This is a genomic window from Roseovarius sp. M141 (assembly GCF_024355225.1).
Classification (GTDB): Bacteria; Pseudomonadota; Alphaproteobacteria; order Rhodobacterales; family Rhodobacteraceae; genus Roseovarius.
The window spans coordinates 1,762,169-1,779,977 of the sequence record NZ_VCNH01000008.1; the positions used below are offsets into that span (position 1 = coordinate 1,762,169).

The 17,809-nt window shown below is 60.5% G+C and carries 13 protein-coding genes; 3 read left to right on the top strand and 10 right to left on the bottom strand.

What is annotated here, in order from left to right:
- The first annotated feature begins 145 nt into the window (after positions 1-145).
- Positions 146-1,165, top strand: coding sequence for an IS1595 family transposase (locus tag FGD77_RS12695; protein WP_255005374.1), 1,020 nt, complete (start codon positions 146-148; stop codon positions 1,163-1,165).
- Positions 1,166-1,236: 71 nt separating this feature from the next.
- On the opposite strand, the gene tnpB is transcribed toward FGD77_RS12695, so the two are convergent.
- The 6 genes from tnpB to FGD77_RS12725 form a co-directional block, all read right to left on the bottom strand.
- Positions 1,237-1,584, bottom strand: coding sequence for an IS66 family insertion sequence element accessory protein TnpB (tnpB, locus tag FGD77_RS12700; RefSeq protein ID WP_255010180.1), 348 nt, complete (start codon positions 1,582-1,584; stop codon positions 1,237-1,239).
- Positions 1,581-1,994 (bottom strand): transposase, encoded by a 414-nt coding sequence (locus tag FGD77_RS12705; protein ID WP_255010181.1) that lies wholly within the window; start codon positions 1,992-1,994, stop codon positions 1,581-1,583. The genes tnpB and FGD77_RS12705 overlap by 4 nt, the downstream gene beginning before the upstream one ends.
- Before the next feature lie 147 nt (positions 1,995-2,141).
- Positions 2,142-4,049 (bottom strand): monovalent cation:proton antiporter-2 (CPA2) family protein, encoded by a 1,908-nt coding sequence (locus FGD77_RS12710; protein ID WP_255010183.1) that lies wholly within the window; start codon positions 4,047-4,049, stop codon positions 2,142-2,144.
- A gap of 187 nt (positions 4,050-4,236) precedes the next feature.
- On the bottom strand, positions 4,237-7,032 hold the full coding sequence (locus tag FGD77_RS12715; protein ID WP_255010186.1) for a hypothetical protein: 2,796 nt from the start codon (positions 7,030-7,032) through the stop codon (positions 4,237-4,239).
- Positions 7,033-7,226: 194 nt separating this feature from the next.
- Positions 7,227-8,504, bottom strand: coding sequence for an O-acetylhomoserine aminocarboxypropyltransferase/cysteine synthase family protein (locus FGD77_RS12720; RefSeq protein ID WP_255010188.1), 1,278 nt, complete (start codon positions 8,502-8,504; stop codon positions 7,227-7,229).
- A 109-nt stretch (positions 8,505-8,613) separates the two neighbouring features.
- On the bottom strand, positions 8,614-9,618 hold the full coding sequence (locus tag FGD77_RS12725) for a hypothetical protein (RefSeq protein ID WP_255010190.1): 1,005 nt from the start codon (positions 9,616-9,618) through the stop codon (positions 8,614-8,616).
- A 248-nt stretch (positions 9,619-9,866) separates the two neighbouring features.
- Here FGD77_RS12725 and FGD77_RS12730 point away from each other — a divergent pair, with 248 nt between their 5' ends.
- Complete coding sequence (locus FGD77_RS12730) at positions 9,867-10,373, top strand: DUF2478 domain-containing protein (RefSeq protein WP_255010192.1); 507 nt, start codon at positions 9,867-9,869, stop codon at positions 10,371-10,373.
- 187 nt (positions 10,374-10,560) lie between these two features.
- On the opposite strand, the gene FGD77_RS12735 is transcribed toward FGD77_RS12730, so the two are convergent.
- Positions 10,561-11,802: a saccharopine dehydrogenase family protein gene (locus tag FGD77_RS12735; RefSeq protein ID WP_255010194.1), complete on the bottom strand. Its 1,242-nt coding sequence runs from the start codon at positions 11,800-11,802 to the stop codon at positions 10,561-10,563.
- Positions 11,803-11,832: 30 nt separating this feature from the next.
- Positions 11,833-12,927, bottom strand: a complete 1,095-nt coding sequence (locus FGD77_RS12740) for a carboxynorspermidine decarboxylase (RefSeq protein WP_255010196.1) — start codon at positions 12,925-12,927, stop codon at positions 11,833-11,835.
- 382 nt (positions 12,928-13,309) lie between these two features.
- Here FGD77_RS12740 and FGD77_RS12745 point away from each other — a divergent pair, with 382 nt between their 5' ends.
- Positions 13,310-14,986: an ExeA family protein gene (locus FGD77_RS12745; protein WP_255010198.1), complete on the top strand. Its 1,677-nt coding sequence runs from the start codon at positions 13,310-13,312 to the stop codon at positions 14,984-14,986.
- A gap of 14 nt (positions 14,987-15,000) precedes the next feature.
- Here FGD77_RS12745 and FGD77_RS12750 read toward each other — a convergent pair whose 3' ends face one another.
- Positions 15,001-16,044 (bottom strand): TAXI family TRAP transporter solute-binding subunit, encoded by a 1,044-nt coding sequence (locus FGD77_RS12750; RefSeq protein ID WP_369682719.1) that lies wholly within the window; start codon positions 16,042-16,044, stop codon positions 15,001-15,003.
- 28 nt (positions 16,045-16,072) lie between these two features.
- Positions 16,073-17,623, bottom strand: coding sequence for a hypothetical protein (locus tag FGD77_RS12755; protein ID WP_255010202.1), 1,551 nt, complete (start codon positions 17,621-17,623; stop codon positions 16,073-16,075).
- Between the last annotated feature and the right edge of the window lie 186 nt (positions 17,624-17,809).

Here is a 17,809-nt window from a genome sequence, read left to right on the forward strand (position 1 = left end):
ATCAGGTTTCGACATGCGCCTGACTACCAAAAATCAGGCTATGGCACCATATAAATAGGCTGTGTCTTGATATCGTGTTGGTCGGCGTTCGTTTTGCCAGAAATGGCCAATATTCCACTCTGGTCGCAATAAACCGGAGGCCTCCGTGTCATTGAAGCAAGCCACGAATATCAGCCAGCACGCGTTCCGTCAGTTCCTCGATCGGATCATCCAGCTTACCCCGCGACAGATTGAGGATCTGCTTTCGCGGGCGCACGATGTCCGCCAGAGGCGGGCTGCATTGGCAGAAATAGAAACACGAACAGAACAAGAACGCAAGTGCCCACATTGCAACGAAGAGAGGCGCCAGAAATGGGGACAAACGCGAACCGGTGTGCAGCGTTATCGCTGCGACTGCTGTCTGCGAACTTACTCTGGTCTCACCGGAACCGAGATTTGCGGACTGCACCGGCACGATCTTTTCTTGGAGGTTATCCGGAATATGCTGTCGGACACGCCTCTCTCGTGTCGCAAACTCGCCGCGCGTCTCGGACTTACAAAAGATACGATATGGCGGTGGCGGATGATTATTCTGGAATCACTTGCAGAGGCTTGCGACAAGGATTTTAGCGGCGTTGTGGAGGTCGATGAGACCTATCAGCGAGAAAGCCGGAAAGGCTCTCGTGAGTGGGCAAATCACGCGGCTAACTCCAACCAGTATCCCGCTCCACCTCGGCCGCAGTGGTATGTTTATCGCAGCGGACGGATCAAGATGGCGCGCGGCCTCTCGCAGTGGCAGATCCCCTTGCTGACTGTGATGGATCGGGGCGGCAGGCGTCTCTTCGCACCGATCGCAAACCGCCGAAACCGGACAATCGAAATCGCCCTGGCACCGATCATTCCAGATGATGCGGTGCTATGTAGCGATGGCTTGAGACCATATCGCTCTTTCTGCAAAAAGCACAGCCTCACACACTACGAGGTCTCGAACAAACTTGGGAAACGGGTTGTCGCCGGCGCGTTCCACATCCAGAACGTCAATGCGTTGCACGCGCGATACGATGCTTTCATTCGACCGTTCTGCGGACCAGCGACGAAATATCTCTACCGCTATCTGCGCTGGTTCCTCCTTCGCGCCAAAATCAAGCCCGAAGCCGCCTTTCAGAGCATCCTCGCAGCAACCTGATCAGGAGATCTGAACATTCCCAACACGATATAGCGACACATCCTTTAAATAAAGCAAATCAGGTCGCAAAATCACCCGACCCGCGCAGGCGGAGCGCCCCAATCGGGACGCCGCCAGTCGATGCCTTCCCAGAGCATCGCGAGCTGTGCAGAGGTCAGCCGCACCGCCCCATCCTTGGCGCTCGGCCAAGGGAAACGTCCCCGCTCAAGCACCTTGTAATAGAGGCAAAACCCCTGACCGTCCCAGTAGAGCAGCCTCAGCCGGTCACCACGCCGTCCCCGGAACGCAAACACCGCCCCACTGGCGGGTTTCTGATGCAGCACATCTTGGGCAAGTGCCGCCAGCCCGGCGATCCCCTTTCGCATATCCGTCACACCGCAGGCCAGATACACGCGAACGCCGGTGCCAGGGCCGATCATGCGGCTTCCACGGCACGGATCAAGGACGTCAGCGCGGCCGGGTCTATCGTGCTATCAAAATGAAGGCGATGGCCGCACCGTAAGCGCAATTCGACTGCAACTGGTGGCGACGTATCAGCTGCCGTAGGCTGCGCCGCCGGCACTGGCATATCCAAAGGGTAGAAAAGCGCCCCGGCATTGGGCGTCCACAGGCCCTTCTTCTTGAGGTCATGCCGCCAGGCGTAAATCTGTTGCCGCGTAACCTCATGGCGTTGCGCCACCTGCGTCACCGTCGCCCCGTCTATCCCGACCGACATGACAATCTCGAGCTTGTCCTCGTCACGCCAGAAACGCCGTCGCTCGACCCCAAGAATTTCACCACGCATCGATGACCCCGCATAAGACACGTCGTTAACGACGTCGTTAAACACGTATCTTAGATCATCGCCCCAGCGTCAGGCAGGCGGTGCCAATGGTGCGGTTACGTTTCTCGAAATGCCCGCGACATATCAGCGTTACACGCGTTTCGCCTTAAATGAGTGCCTCAAGTTTAAGGCGAAACGCGTTAAAGGCGCCGCTCAGGCGCTTTTGCGGTCGCTATCGCTATCGCTGGAGTCTTCGAGCTGCGACAGCAACATGGTCTCCAGCTCTGCCTCCAATTCGCGGGCGCGGGCGATATATTCCTGATTTTCGACCGTGGGCATATCTGGATCCCATAGCGCAGCCAATTCGCGCACGGAGTGGCGATCGTGCTGATAGAAGGTCCGCTGCAATTCAGAGGCTTCGAATTCAGTCAGACCCATGTTTTCCACAACGTAGCGACCTGCACGCAGGGACGAATCGAACATCTCGCGCACGATGTCGTTGGCTCCGGCCTGATACAGGCGGAAAACCTGAGTGCGATCGCGCGCGCGCGCGATGATGTGCAGATCCGGTCGCTCGCGCCGCGCGAAGGTGACAAGGCGCACCGCCGCGTCGGGATCATCCAGTGCCGCGACCAGCACGCGCGCATCCTTCAGCCCGGCGGCGTGCAGCATTTCAGGACGGGTTGGATCGCCAAAGAACCCTTTGACACCGAATTGGCGCATGCGCTGGATCGCCGCCAGATTGTGATCCAACACGACCGTCTCGTAACCCGATGAACGCACGAACCGGTTGATGATCTGCCCGAAACGTCCGATGCCGACGATGATGATGCGCGCCTGTTCGTCGACGTCGTCGGGTTCCAACGCTTCGTCCGCGTCTTTGATCCGGCGGGACAGAAAGTCGTAAAGAATGAACAGCAGCGGCGTGATCATCATCGACATGGCAACGATCAGCAGCAGTATTTCCGTCATGTCGCCGGGCACCACATTCTGTTGCCTTGAAAACGAGATCAGAACGAAGCCGAATTCACCCGCCTGCGCCAGCGAGAGGGTAAACAGCCACAGATTGCGCCCGCGCAGCTGGAAAACAAGGCCCAGCACATACAGCACGGCACCCTTCATCACGATCACCGCCAGCGCCAGCCCCAGTATAAGAAACGGCTGACCAAACAGCAGGCCAAAGTTGATGCCCGCGCCCACTGTGATGAAAAACAGGCCCAGCAGCAGGCCCTTGAACGGCTCGATATCGCTTTCCAGTTCGTGACGGAATTCGCTGTTGGCCAGAACCACACCGGCCAGGAACGCACCGAGGGCAGGCGACAGCCCCACCAGATACATCACAAAGCTGATGCCGCAGACGATCAGCAGGGCCAGCGCGGTATACATCTCGCGCAGGCGGGCGACGTGGATATAGCGAAATACCGGCCGCGTCAGATAGATGCCGGTCAGGATGATCGCGCCCACCGCAGCCAGCGTGACCAGTGTCACGCCCCAACCGGGCAGACCGTCGACCAGCGACATACCGGTATCGCCATGCGCGGCGGCGGTGTTGATCAGGCCGGGATCGCTGTGATCTGTCGCCTCGTTGACCCGCGAACTGAGGCCGCCGGGCATGGCCAGCAGCGGCAGCAGCGCCAGCATCGGGATCACCGCGATGTCCTGCGTCAGCAGCACCGAAAAGGCCGAGCGCCCTCCCTTGGTCTGCATCAGCCCCTTTTCCGACAGGGTTTGCAGCACGATGGCCGTCGAAGATAGCGCAAAGATCAGGCCGATGGCCAACCCCACGCTCCATTGATGACCCATGGCCATGACGCCGCCCATGATGACCAGCGTCGTCAGTGCCACCTGCATGCCGCCCAGCCCCAGCAGGCGGTGGCGCATATCCCACAGCGCGCGCGGCTCCAGCTCCAGCCCGATGAGGAACAGCATCATCACGACGCCGAATTCGGCAAAATGCTGTAGGTCGGCGGTCTCTTGGCCGACAAGACCGAAGGCCGGGCCGATCAGGATGCCCGCCATCAGGTAGCCCAGCACCGACCCCAGCCCCAGCCGCGCCGCAATGGGCACCGCGATCACCGCGGCGGCAAGGTAGATCGAGGCTTGGTAGAGGAAGCCTTCCATCGCGGCGGGGTCCTTCGTATCGGCAGGGGCAAGGCCGTTTCGGCAGCAGGAAACGACAACGAACGGGCAAATGGCCCGGATAATCGAGGGTTAAGCATACTGGCAGTTCAGAATGTATCAACGTCTGATGGCATGAAAATGCACGATGGTCGCCCATGCGCAGGGTATTGCCGCACTATGCCGGACGTCAGCCTTGTGGAATGCGCAGCACGACGTTCTTGCCGCGCTTGATGTAGCGCAGTTCGCTGTCGCCGATGGCGGCGACCTGACCGCCATCCAGCCGGTCCCCGACGCGGACCTTCTGGTAGCGGCCATTGCCCAGACGCACCAGTGCACGGCGGCTGGAGGAACTGCCATAGACGCCGATCAGGTTGACCTTGCGCAGGTTTATCGCGTCCTTGGCCGTCGCTTGCCGCGAGACGGACGCGCTGGACGGAATGCTCGGCTTCAGCCGCTGCGCGGCGGGAACAGGCTGCGCGGCAGCCTTGGCGCGCGTGCGCGCGACGGTGCTTTTGAAGTCGCCGGGGCGGCGCAGGGGCGTCAGCGATGCGGTTACGGCCTGCGGGGTGGCGTTGTCAAAGCTGTCTTGATCGGCTTCTTCTTCGGGGTCGACAGCCACAGTGCCTGCGGCTGTGGCCTCGGCTATGGCGCGGGTCAGCGCGGCGCCTTCGACCAGCGGCGCGTTGGGGACGTCCTGCGCGGTTTGCAGGGTGGCGGCGGCGGTGGTCATCCGCGCGGGGCGCGTTTGCGGGCGCAGCATGGCCAGAGACGGGCTGACGACCGCATCATCTTCGGCGGTGCGGGTGTTCTCGTCCGTCCCGGTCACGGTATTCTCGCCGTCTTCGCGGGTTTCGGGCGGGGCCTCGTCCGGGGCGGCCTGCGGGCCGCTGCGTGCCAAAATGCTTTCGGGGCGCAGGCGCGGGCGGGTACCGGCCAGCGCGGGATCGCCGGTAAAGGTCGTGCCGGGCGCCAGATTAGGCTCGGCGGTTTCGGGAGTCGCGGTCACCGTGACGCTTTGCGCCATGTCCTTCGGCGGGGTCATCGGCGGGCTGCCGGCAAAAACACGAACGCCCTGCGGTGTCATGGCGCCGTCCGGTGTTGCGCGGACCAAACCGCGTGCGTCGAAGTCAAAACGCGATCCGGCCGGGGGCGGATCCCCCGGCGTTTCGGGCCGGGTGTCGCGGGCGTCTGGCGTGCGCCGGGGCATGTTGGCTGGGTCGCCCAGCCCAAGGCCGGGATCGACCGAGACCTCATAGATGTCGGCCAGCGGTGCGCCGGCGACGGGAATGTCGGGGGATGTCGGCGCCATTTGCCAGATGCCGGTCGCGGCATAGCGCGCCAGCGCCTCGCTGGGGGCCAGCGGTGACGGCAGATCGGGCAGGGCGACCACCTCGGGCTGGTCCCTGCCGTCGGGAAGTGCGGCAATTTCGGGCAGCGGGGTGATCACGTTGTCCTCGCCAACGGTGTCGCCGGTGCCATCAAGGGCGTTGGTCGCTTCATCACCAGGCTCTGTTTCGTCGGTGGCGGGAACGTTCGCCAGTTTGATGTCATCGCCCCTGCCAAAGAAACGCGACAGTCCATCCTCAAGGAAAATCGATGCCCAAGCGGCGACGCCGACAAGGAAAAGCAGCAGGATCGCCGTCAGAATCAGCCCAAGGAAGCGCGGTTTGCCGCGAACCGCGCTCTGGCGGTCGCCAAAGACGGTCATGCGCTGTTTTTCATTCTCGCGCGTGGGGCGCGCGGCCCGGTCCGCTGCGGCCTCGGCCTTGCGGTCCTTGCTGCGGCCCGGATGGCCGGTTTTGCCCGTTGGCGCCGGATTTTCTGCGGCGTCGCGATCCAGCCGTACGGACGGGTCGGGTTGCAGGCTGGCGGCCAGTTCGGCCAGACGGGCCGGATCGGTCACGTCATCGCTGGCCGGGCTGGGCAGCGGTGGCGCCGTGGTGGGCGCCTTTGCGGCATCGTCGCTGCGCGTTGCCCGCATCGAACTGAAGGCTGCCATGGACCCAGATGCAGATTCGGCAACAGGCGCGGCAGCAGGGGTGTCAGGCTTTGGCACCGGCGGCTTGGCATCCTTGGGCGCGGCTGCCTCAGCGTGCGATTTGGGTTTTTCTGGTTTAGGGGTGCCGGGGCTGGCTGCGTCGGATTGGGCCGCGGCGCCCTTTGCGCTGTCAGGTGCGCTGTCAGGTTTTTCGGGCGATTGCGACTTCGTCGGTTCAGGGTCCAAGGTGGCGGCAGGTGCCGGGCTGTCCGCCTTCTTCTGCGGCGCCTCACTGGATATGGGGGATTTGGCCGGGGCGACATCACCACTGTCCGGCGCGGCCCGCTTGGGGGCGGGGGGCGCGTCGGCGACAGCTTGGGCCGCGGCGCTGGCGACGGGGGCGCCCGCTGGTACGGTCTTGGGCTTCGGGGACTCAGGCGGCGGCGTGGGAGCGTCCGCAGCGGGGATCTGCGCGTCGCCGATGATGCGAATCGCGCTATCGTCACGATCCACCACGGTGCCATTCGGCAGGGTCGTGGCGCCGTGGCGGGTGAGACCAAAGAACGGCTCTCCGCCAAAGGCGGCGCCATCGGGGATCGCGGCAAAGCTGATCGCGTCGAACCCATGCTCGGATGCAAACGCCTCGGCCTCGGCCAGCGTGTCCAGCGCGACGGCGGCGATCTGAATCACCCCGTCTACGGCGGTCCAGTCGTATTCCAGATCCTCCACCGGATAGGGCGTTGCCCCGTCCAGCGCGGCGCGCACGGCCGGTTCGGGGTCGCCTTCGGTTTCGATCGAAAGGTATTTTATCTGATCATTCGGGATAACGATCTTGCAATTGAGATCACCAGACAGGCGTCCGGCGCGGTCCCGAAGCGCCGAAAACGCTGCGGGCATGTCATCATCGTCCAGCGAGACGGTACCGACGCGGGTCCAGCCCTTGTCGGACCGGTGCAAAAGGCTGACGCCCTGCGCAGAGAAGGTGAGTGCGAAATTCGGTTTCATCAGATGTCTTTATCACCCAAATATCTACTGTGGGAGTCATCGCGATCCATCGCGCGATTTTATAGCAGGTTCACGCCGAGGAAAAGCGAAAGCCTGCGTGCCATCTCAGGGGCTTGACCCAGTTGAGGTGATACACAAAGGGCGGCGCGTGTTGCGCCGCCCCCAATCCTACTGGGTGATCCGCAAAGGGTGTTTTACCCGGCGGCCTTCAGTGCCTTGTCCAGATCGGCAATCAGATCCTCTGCCGCCTCAATCCCGATCGAGATACGCACCACTTCGGGGCCGGACCCGGCAGCTGTCTGCTGCTCGGGCGTCAGTTGCCGGTGCGTGGTGGAGGCCGGGTGAATGACCAGCGATCGCGTGTCGCCCAGATTGGCGACGTGGCTGAACAGTTCCAGAGCGTCGACAAACCTGACGCAGGCATCATAGCCGCCCTTGAGTGACAGGGTGAACAGCCCGCTGGCGCCCTTGGGGCAGACCTGCGCCATCCGCTTGTTATAGGGTGACGATGCAAGCCCGGCATAGGTGACGGCCGACACCGCGTCGTGCCCTTCCAGCCATTCGGCGATTTTCTGGGCGTTGGCGCAGTGGCGCTCCATCCGCAGGGACAGCGTTTCGATTCCCATCAGCGTGTAATGCGCCGCTTGGGGGTTCAGCGTCATGCCCAGATCGCGCAGACCGATGGCGATGCCGTGGAAGGTAAAGGCAAGCGGGCCGAACGTCTCGTGAAATTTCATGCCGTGATAGGCCGGTTCGGGCGCCGACAGCGACGGGAACTTGTCCGAGGCGGACCAGTCGAATTTGCCCGAATCCACCACAACGCCGCCGGTGACGGTGCCGTTGCCGGTCAGGTATTTCGTCATCGAATGCACGACCAGCGTCGCGCCATGTTCGATTGGGCGGCACAGGTACGGCGTGGCGGTGGTGTTGTCGACGATCAGCGGGATGCCGGCCTTGTCTGCCACATCCGCAATGGCACGCAGATCGGCGATATGCCCGCCGGGATTGGCGATGGATTCGCAGAAAATCGCGCGGGTGTCATCATCGATCGCGTCCGCGATTGCGTCCATATCGTCGATATCGACAAACTTGGCGGACCAGCCAAAGCGCTTGATCGTCTGGCTGAACTGCGTGATCGACCCGCCGTAAAGACGCGTCGAGACAACCACGTTCAGGCCCGGACCCATCAGCGGAAACAGCGACATGATCTGCGCCGCGTGCCCGGACGAGCAGCACACGCCGCCCGCGCCCCCCTCAAGTGTCGCGACGCGTTCCTGCAACGCTGCAACGGTGGGGTTGGTCAGGCGCGAATAGATATAGCCGACCTCCTGAAGGTTAAACAGCTTGGCCGCGTGTTCCGCATCGCGAAAGCAGTAGGCGGTGGTCTGGTAGATCGGGATCTGCCGCGCGCCGGTGGCCGGATCGGGCTTGGCGCCGGCGTGAACCTGCAACGTTTCAAAACCAAGAGTCATGGGCTGTCCTTTCGGGAAATGCGTTTGGGCGGATTTGTAGGGGATGGCGCGGCCCGGGGCAACGATCATGCGGTGCAGGATGATCATGAGCCGCGATGCGCGCGGGAGTTCAGCGCATCCAGAACCCGTTGCGCTTGATCGTGTTGCGGATCGCCTGTTCGCGGCGGGGCAGGTCGCCTTGATCGAACAGCGCACGTACCTTCATGCCGCGCCGCTGGTAGATCATCCGCTTGATCGGTTCGTATTCCTTCAGCACCTTTTTCACGCGGTTATGCGCGGTGACGTGGTGCAGCGCCTCGACCACGTGATCGCCCTCGCGCGCATAAAGCAGCGGCAGCAGGCGATAATGGCAGGTCACGGCGCCGTCCAGATACCCGCCCGGCAGGGTGTCGCGCCCGCCGCCCAGCGAATGGATCACCAGCGGCAGCGCAACCTGATCCAGCCACGGATCCATCTCCTGGCAGATCAGTTCGGGTGGGGGATCGTCGCGGATCGCCAGTGTATAATCTAGGAAACGCTGGCCAAAGATCTGCGGGCATTCATAGTAGAAAAAGCCGGCGTTGAAATAAAGGTAGCGTTTCCAATACTCGTCGGGCTGCGACAGATCGAGTGAGCTGTCATAGTCCAGCCCGAACTTGTCATAGAGCGATTTCCAGATTGCGCCGTATCCCGGGCCATATAGCTCGGGTTTGGGCCAAGTTCCCTCGCGGCGCAGGGACGCGCTGGGCCGGGCGAAATCGAACGGCACGGCGGCCAGATCGCCGGTGACCAGCGTATCGGTGTCAAAGAAGACGAACGGTTCGCCCGGCGGCAGGGCGGCCAGCGCCTCGATCTTGTTGCCATAGGGGTAGCTGTGCCCGAAATGCTGGTTGTCAAAAGGCAGGATTTCGGCGCCCAGTTCTGTCAGCAGGGTGCAGGTCTCAGTGCCGCGAATGCGCGGATCGCTCGGCCACAGGGGGCTGGGCTGGGGTTCGGCCACGAACAGGCGGCCAGTGAAATCAGGGCTGTAGCTGCGCAGGGACAGACAGAACAGCAACGCCTCGTATTGCAGGCGGCCCCCCTGTCCGACGATCATCACGTTGAAATCGGGGCTGCGGGTGGGCTGGTTGGCCATGTCATTCCTGCTCTGGCGATCTTGTTTTGCGCTACTATAGGGCGCGCAATTCCGGGACAGAAGGGAAACATGCCATCGGCGTTGCCGCAAGGGATGACATAGCCCTCACCGGCGCTACCGCATGATTGGCTGATGCGATTGGCCGCATTGACGCCGACCCCCGCCCGTCCGATGGATTCCTGACCGGGGCGCGCGGCGTGAGCTGGTTCGGCAAAGCAGCGCCCCCCTGACAGAACACAGGAGCGGTCATGAAAATTGCAAGCGTCACTTCGCCCAACAGGGGCGGAACCGATCAACTACTGTCCGACGTCGCTGGCCGGTTGCACGAACAGGGCGTGCCGCTCGCCGGTATCGTCAAGGATGTCGGCTATGCGAGTGGCTTTGAGAATGGCTGCGACATGAAGGTGCGCGTTCTGCCATGCGGGCCGGTAATCAAGATCACGCAAGAGCTTGGAGCCGGCTCCGACGCCTGTCGGCTTGACCCCGGCGCGATCGCGCAGGCAGTCGCCACCGTCGAGCAGGGCGCGTTCCACGATGCCGACTTGTTCATCCTTAACAAATTCGGCCCCGAAGAAGCGGTCGGGCGCGGGTTTTGCGCCGCTATCGGCACCGCGCTGGAGCGTGACATTCCGGTGCTGGTCGGTTTGAGTGAAGCAAACAAAGCAGCCTTCGATGCCTTCTCTGGCGGGCTTGCCACGGCGCTTGCGCCGCAGCCCGACGCGATCCTTGCGTGGTTTCGGGAGGCAGGGCGCTAAAGCATTTCGCGCCGGGGCGGCTGACGATATGCTCAAAGCGTAGACGATCTTGCCCGTCCCGGACGGTTCATTCGCGGACTGCACAGCAAAATTGCGCCGCGACGCTACCGGCCCCCGCCTTTGATGTAAAGCGTGGGCCGATAGGTATTCCGTCGCAATAATGGGCCGTCAGAACGTTTGCGCAGGCTCAGGCCTTATGCCATTCCCGGTCGCCTTGCGCGTCCTTTACGCGTGTGGGCAGGCCGATTTGGTCAAGCAGTGAAAACAACGGCTTGGGGTCAAGTTCTTCGACGTTTACCATCGCCCCGGTGTCATATGTGCCATCGGCGATCAGCATGGCCATAGCCACCGGAGGCACACCGGCTGTATACGAGATGCCCTGGCTTCCGACCTCGGTATATGCGTCCTTGTGGTCGGCCACGTTGTAGACAAAAACCTCCACGTCCTGACCGTTCTTTGTGCCCTTGACCAGATCACCGATGCACGTCTTGCCGGTGTAGTTGGGGGCAAGGGTGGACGGATCCGGCAACACGGCCTTGACCACTTTGAGCGGCACGACTTCCAACCCTTCGGCAGTCACCACCGGTTGTTCCGACAACAGCCCCAGATTTTGGAGAACCGTGAACACGTTGATATAGTGGTCTCCGAACCCCATCCAGAACCGGACATCGGCCTGCGGATAATTGGCCGCCAGCGAATGGACCTCGTCATGGCCGGACATATAGGCCTTTTGCTTGCCCACGACGGGCAAATCCCACTCGCGGCCCACCTCGAACATCTTGTTCTCCTGCCAGCCCCCCTGCTGCCAGCTGTAAACGGTGCCGGTGAATTCGCGGAAGTTGATCTCGGGGTCGAAGTTGGTCGAGAAGTATTTGCCATGGCTGCCGGCGTTGATGTCGACGATGTCGATCGACGTGACCTCGTCCATGAACTGATCCACGGCAAAGCGGGCGAATGCGTTGACCATGCCGGGATCGAATCCCGCACCAAGGATTGCGGTCACGCCAGCCTTGGCGCAGTCCTCGCGCCGTTTCCATTCGTAATTGGCGTACCAGGGCGGGGTTTCGCAGATCTTGGCCGGGTCTTCGTGGATCGCGGTGTCGATATAGGCGGCGCCGGTGCGGATGCAGGCCTCAAGCACGGTCATGTTCACGAAGGGAGAGCCGACGTTGATCACGATCTGCGCGCCGGTCTGTTGCAACAGCGCCTCGACCGCGTCGCTGTCCATGGCGTCGACGGCATGGGCCTTGAACACGCCGTCCTGTTTCATCGCCGATTTGTCATGCACGCTTTGAATGATCGCTTCGCATTTCGAAACCGTGCGGCTGGCGATATGCAACTCGCCCAGCACGTCATTGTTTTGCGCGCATTTATGCGCCACGACCTGCGCGACGCCGCCTGCACCGATGATAAGAACATTGCGTTTCATGTATTCAAAAACCTCGTGTATTTGCCAGTGTCAGGACAGGGCGGATTTGAAATCCTCGTAGTTGAAATCGCGCACCTTTGTGATGCTGCCGTCCAGTTCGCGGATGGCGATGCCGGGCATCTTCACGCCGTTGAACCAGTTCTTCTTGACCATCGTATAGCCGGCGGCGTCCTGAAACGAAATCCGGTCGCCCGATTTCAGCGGCGCGTCGAACCGAAACTCGCCAAAGATATCCCCCGCAAGGCAGGATTTGCCGCAGATCATCCAGTCATGCGCGCCCGTGTCGGGGGTGATTTTCGCGGGTTCACGATAGATCAGCAGATCCAGCATATGCGCTTCGATCGAACTGTCGACGATGGCCAGATTCTTGCCGTTGAAAAGCGTGTCCAGAACCGTGACCTCAAGCGTGGCGGCCCCGGTGATCGCCGCTTCGCCGGGTTCAAGGTAGACCTGCACATCGAAGGTCGCCGCAAAGCGCCGGAGCCGCTCTGCCAGACGGTCCAGCGGATAATCCGCACCGGTAAAGTGGATACCGCCGCCCAGACTGACCCAGCCCATCCGGTGCAATGTTTCGCCAAACTTTTCTTCGATCAGCGTCAGCATCTGATCGAAACGGTCGAAATCATCGTTCTCGCAGTTATTGTGGAACATCAGCCCGCTGATGCGGTCCGCCACTGCGGCGATCTGCGCCGGATCATGTTCGCCCAGACGGCTGAAGGGACGCGCGGGGTCCGCCAGATCGAACTCGGAGGTGGACACGCCGGGATTTACCCGCAAGCCACGAATATGGCCTTGTGAGACGGCGTCGAACCTGTCCAACTGTCCGATGGAATTAAACAGGATCTTGTCGCAACTGGCCAGCACCTCGGCGATCTCGTGATCGGCATAGGCAACGGAATAGGCGTGGGTTTCGCCGCCGAATTTTTCGTAGCCCAACTTGACCTCATAGAGCGAAGAGGAGGTCGATCCGTCCATATATTGCGCCATGACATCAAACACTGACCACGTGGCAAAGCACTTCAGCGCCAGCAGCGATTTAGCCCCTGAGGCATCTCGCAGCCATGCGATCTTTTGCAGGTTCGTCAAAAGCCGTGACTTGTCGATCAGATAGAAGGGGGTTTGCAAGGCAATATCCTCTCGGTGGGCCCATGCTTCATAGCGGGGCGTTCCGATTAGAATATATCGCTGGGTAAGGCAAATCATCATGGACACCTGAAAAGCGACAGGCATTGATGAAACGGTATTTTTCTCAGCGGTTTGATCACTGGCGTAGTGCGGATTATGCACCGATCCGGAGGCATTTTAGGGGCGCAGGTCAGTTTGAACCAAAGCGTGGATCATTTACTAGAATCGACGGCGCAGAGCGCATAGACTGTAGAGGATGACTTGGAAAACTGAGAGCCGATTGCCGACGTCCATTTTTCAAAAACGGGAGGCCTGAAATAAAGTGCCTGACGTATTTGATCGCGATATCAGACCTTTTGCAGTCGCGCCGGACGCCAACTCCATGGTCCCGGTCAGACCGCATAAAACTGTTTGCGACGCGTTGATCAAGGCGATTGAAGGGCCGCGGATAAACGCCCTGGTGACGGGCGATTGGGGAAGCGGCAAGACGCTGATTGCCCAGTCGATCCTGGATCGCTACGCGGATCGAGATCGAGTACAGATCGCATTTCCGATGAATTGCCCTGAGACCAAAGACGACGTCATCACCAATTTCGCGCGTCAGCTGCAAGACGCGCAAGTCAAGCCCTCCGCAGCATGGGACAGCGTCGCGAGCGCGCTTGGGCAAGCGAAATCAGCAGGCGTAAAAACCCTTTTGATGGTGGATGAGGCGCAGGCCCTGTCGCCGTCTGCTGGCGAAGGTTTTGCCCGTCTGGCCCAATATTCACGCGCGAACGATCTCGACCTGCATCTTGTCCTTTTTGGTCAAACCGAATTTGGAGAAACCCTGAAGCGCGCCGAGTTTGCGAGGCTGAACAGCCTCATCACGCTCAGGCTTCATATTGACGGACTGGCTGACGGCGAAACCAAGGACTACGTCACAGAACGGCTTCGTCTTGCCGGTGTCGCCGCCCCGGTTTTCAGCGATGAGGCCCTACAGCTGATCGAAGATGCATGCCACGGAAACCCACGCCGCATAAGCAAGCTGTGCGAGATACTCCTTTTCCTCGCGAGGGGGGCAGACCTTTCCTATATCGATGGCAGATTTACACGACACGTTCTGATCAACAATGTGTCGCCGGAAAATATGAGCCTCACAAAGGCAGTCGTCGAATTGGACGATACTGAGCTTGCGGCGGACGTTCTGAAAGACCTCGACAAGGAAAAGCCCGCGAATATCGAACCGCCGGCGACACCCGCGATCAACACACCACATGAGACGGTCAGTGTCGTACCGCCGCGCGAAACGGGCGTGGTGAATGCCCCTGAGCGGATGGCCGAAGATGTCGCATCTCAGACCGCGCGAAACTGGATCAAACCTGCCTTCGGGGTCGCCGTTGCCGCAGGCTTGGCCGGTGTCTTGTTCGTCTCCATACCCACACTTCAGCCTGACACGTTGATACCGCTCAAAGGATCTGACGACCCGGCAACCGCGGGTGAACAGGTGATCACTGCCGCAGCTGAAAATCTGTCCGATCTGCCATCACCTGATGTCCCCGCCCGATATCTTGGCCCGGATGTCCTGCCCGCTGACAGTGGCGCAGATCAGGACGGCGATGCGGATTTTTTACAAGCTATCGAGTCCGATAGTCTGCAACAGGCTGCGATCCTGTTCTCTTTGGCGGCGCTGCATGGGCATGGGGCGGCGGCTACATATCTGGGCCAACTTTATGCCACCGGCGATGGCGTCGTATTTTCGCCGATAGTCGCCGCCCGATGGGACGCCGTCGCAAACGGCGAACGTGATCGCGGCGCCCTGTCCGCGACTGATGATGCCCAAGTAAGCGCGCCATCAAGCGAACCCCTCTTTGCGCGGGTGTCCGGGGGCAAGCTGGATCTCGTTTGGGACGGAGCCGCCGATAGCTTTCGCGTCGAACTGGCTGACGCGGATGGTGGCATGATTGGTTACTTTGAAACGCCTTTGACGGCAGCCCGGATTGATCTGGCAGAAGGGGCGACCGCTTGGCGCGTCCGCGCCGACAGCCGTCCCTTCAGTGCCTGGCTCCCGATCGCAAATTAGCGCAGCGGACTATTTCAGCAGCCAATGGTCGCGCAAATTCGGGATTTGTAAGCCTCGTTTGCGGCATTGTCGGGCGTGGTGGCCTGCGGTGCGGTGCAGGAAGATTGGTAGCTTCCCGTCAGGCCCGTATTCACGCAGTCACCGATTTGCCAGCCGGGCGGGATGGCGTTCAGATCGACTTGCTGCCATTTCGGGTGCCCGTTTTCCTGCAAATCCGAGAACCGGGAAATGATCTGGTGCGATACCTCCGCGACAGCTTCACAGCTTTGCGCGTTATAGCTATTGCGTCTGGGGTTGTATTCGTAGGTCATAAGCACGGCTTTGACCGCGACCACACTCAGCGGTTCCGGCTGGAAGGCATAGGTCCCGGCGGGAATTTCGGCTGGCGTATAGACCGCCTGCAAGACAGGATCAGTGATGGGCAAAAGATGATAGGCGGCGGGGTCTATTTCTGTATTTGAGAATATGCTCGTCGGTGCGCCCGCGACATAGAAGAACGCGTCGATTTCGCCTGACTTGAGCTGCGCCATCGATTCGTCTGGCCCGATAGTGACCGTCTCAGCCGGTTTGATGCCAAGCAGTTCCAATAGCAGAGACGCCGTCAGATAGGTGCCACTGTCTTCCACCCCGATGGCGACCCGCCGTCCGTTCAGACCTTGCGGATCTGCGATGTCACTTTTTGCAAGAATGTGAACTTCTTCATTGTAGAGCGGGAAAGCGATGCGCACCCCTGCAATCGCGCGCGCGATATCCTTGTCGCCAGCCGAGTAGGTTTGCAGGTATTCCAGAACATCGCTCTGGACGATCCCGAATTGCGTCGATCTTCTTTTGCGGACGCCCAGGAAGTTTTCAAGCGAACCGGCGCTCTCGACCACGTTCAAAGTCTGGCCGCAATCCTCCATCAGGCCGGAAATATCGCGTCCGATCTGGATGTAGGTTCCGGTTGGCCCACCTGTCAAAATATTCTGTTCCAGATCCTGCGCCTGGAGTCCATTCGTCGCACCAATCGTTGTGCATAGGATTACGGCTGACAGTCTGATCAATCGATGTAGGTTCAATTCGATCTTTCCTTCACATTAGGGCTGTTCAGCACCGGCGCAAATTGCGCATGAGCGACACGAGCGTTTGGCGGTTGATGGTATTGAATACAGACGCAAGCGCGTCGTGGGTGCAGGTTCCGTCGACTAGCAGACGTTCCAATTCGCTGCGCTGCTGGGCGGTCGCCCCCCCCAGACCCGGAGCAATCCTGAGGGCGTTTCGAACGGCATTTGGGGCACGCGGGTTCAGCGCCATCGCCGGGCTTGATGCGGCTGGCATTGCCTGTGTTTCAGCGGGTTTGGCCGGATTTTGTACAGCAGGCTGCTGAGTGGCAAGCGCGGATAGCTCCGCCTGAGCCTGCGCGATCTGATCGCGTGTGTCAGCCAACGTCGCCTTGTCTTCCTCGATCAGCGCCGAAAGCAGTTCGAGTTCCGTAAGCGCCGCATTTCGGGCCGTGTCATCCACCTCGGCCTCGGCCAACCGTGCCTGCAACGTCTTTAATTTCGCCTCCGCGTCTTCGTGTTCCTGAAGAAGCGCAGCAACTTCGGCCTCTGCCTCGGTTGTGGATTGCGCCGATTGCTGCTGCGCCGCGTCACGCTGCCCCTTGAGGTCGTCCAGCGCAGTCTGCATGCCTGCAACTTCGCCTGACAGCCCCCCTTTTGCCTCGCGTAACTGGTCCACGTCTGCGGCTAGAAGGCGCTGCTCGTTTTGCATCTTTTCAATTGCGGCTTTCAGTGCCTCACTTTCGGCTGTCATCGCCTTCATGTCTTGTGTCACCGCTTCAAGCGTCGACTGCGCTGCCTCCTTCTGGCCCGTCAGATCTGCGAGCTGTTGCGTGGCTTGCGACTTTGCGTCTGCAAGATCAGAAGCCTCGGCCTTCAATGATGTCAATTCTTCCTGGGCCGAAGCAAGGGAGTCATTGGCATTGGCAAGATCAGCCTCCCGCTTGGAAATTTCGGCTGTCAGATCGTCGCGTCTGGTTTCCATCGCCAGAAGATTGTCGGTCGCCGCAGATAAATCGGACTCCGCTGTCGCCAGTGCAGCCTTGGCATCGCGGGTGTCCTGCTGTGTCGCGTCAAGATCCGCACGTGCCTGTGCCAGCGCCTGCTCTGCTGCGCGCAGCTGCTCGGAGAGCTTCTGAAACTGGCCCTCGGCGGCCTCTTGCTGCTTCAATAGCTCGTCAATTTGTGGCTGGACGTTATCTTGTGCGGATTGGGCCTGCTCGGATGCACTCAGGGCAGCGGCAAGCGCGGCCTCGACTTCGGCAAGCTGACTGGTGCGATCTTCGAACGCGGCTTCAGCCTGCTTGACGCTTTCGGATGCACCCTGCTGTCGCTGGACGGCCTGCTCGGTATCCGCCTGTATCTTTTCCAGCTCCAGCTGTGCCTCTTCAAGAGCAGCGGTGACACTTTCCAACTGCTCTTCGGCTGATGCGGATTTTGCTTCCAGATCAACGATGACGCGGCGATATGCACGCGCGCGCTCTGACAGCTGGCTTTCGCTTTCGACCGCCGTCTCCTGCTGAGAAAATGCGAGTGTCGGTGAAAGCGACACGGCGAACATTATAACAGCACAGGTGAGCCGGAGGCCTTCGGCCATGCGTGAGTCTCCAAAAAAAGATGCTTCAATAGATTAAAAGATGATCGATTGTTAACTATTTTTCAACACTTAATATTTTTGCGCATCGCGCGGCGCGATATTATACAATGCTGACAGGAACTGTTTTGTGACGACAATTTGACAGGCGGATGACATAGGACCGGTCCCGCGCCAGACCCCAAATGC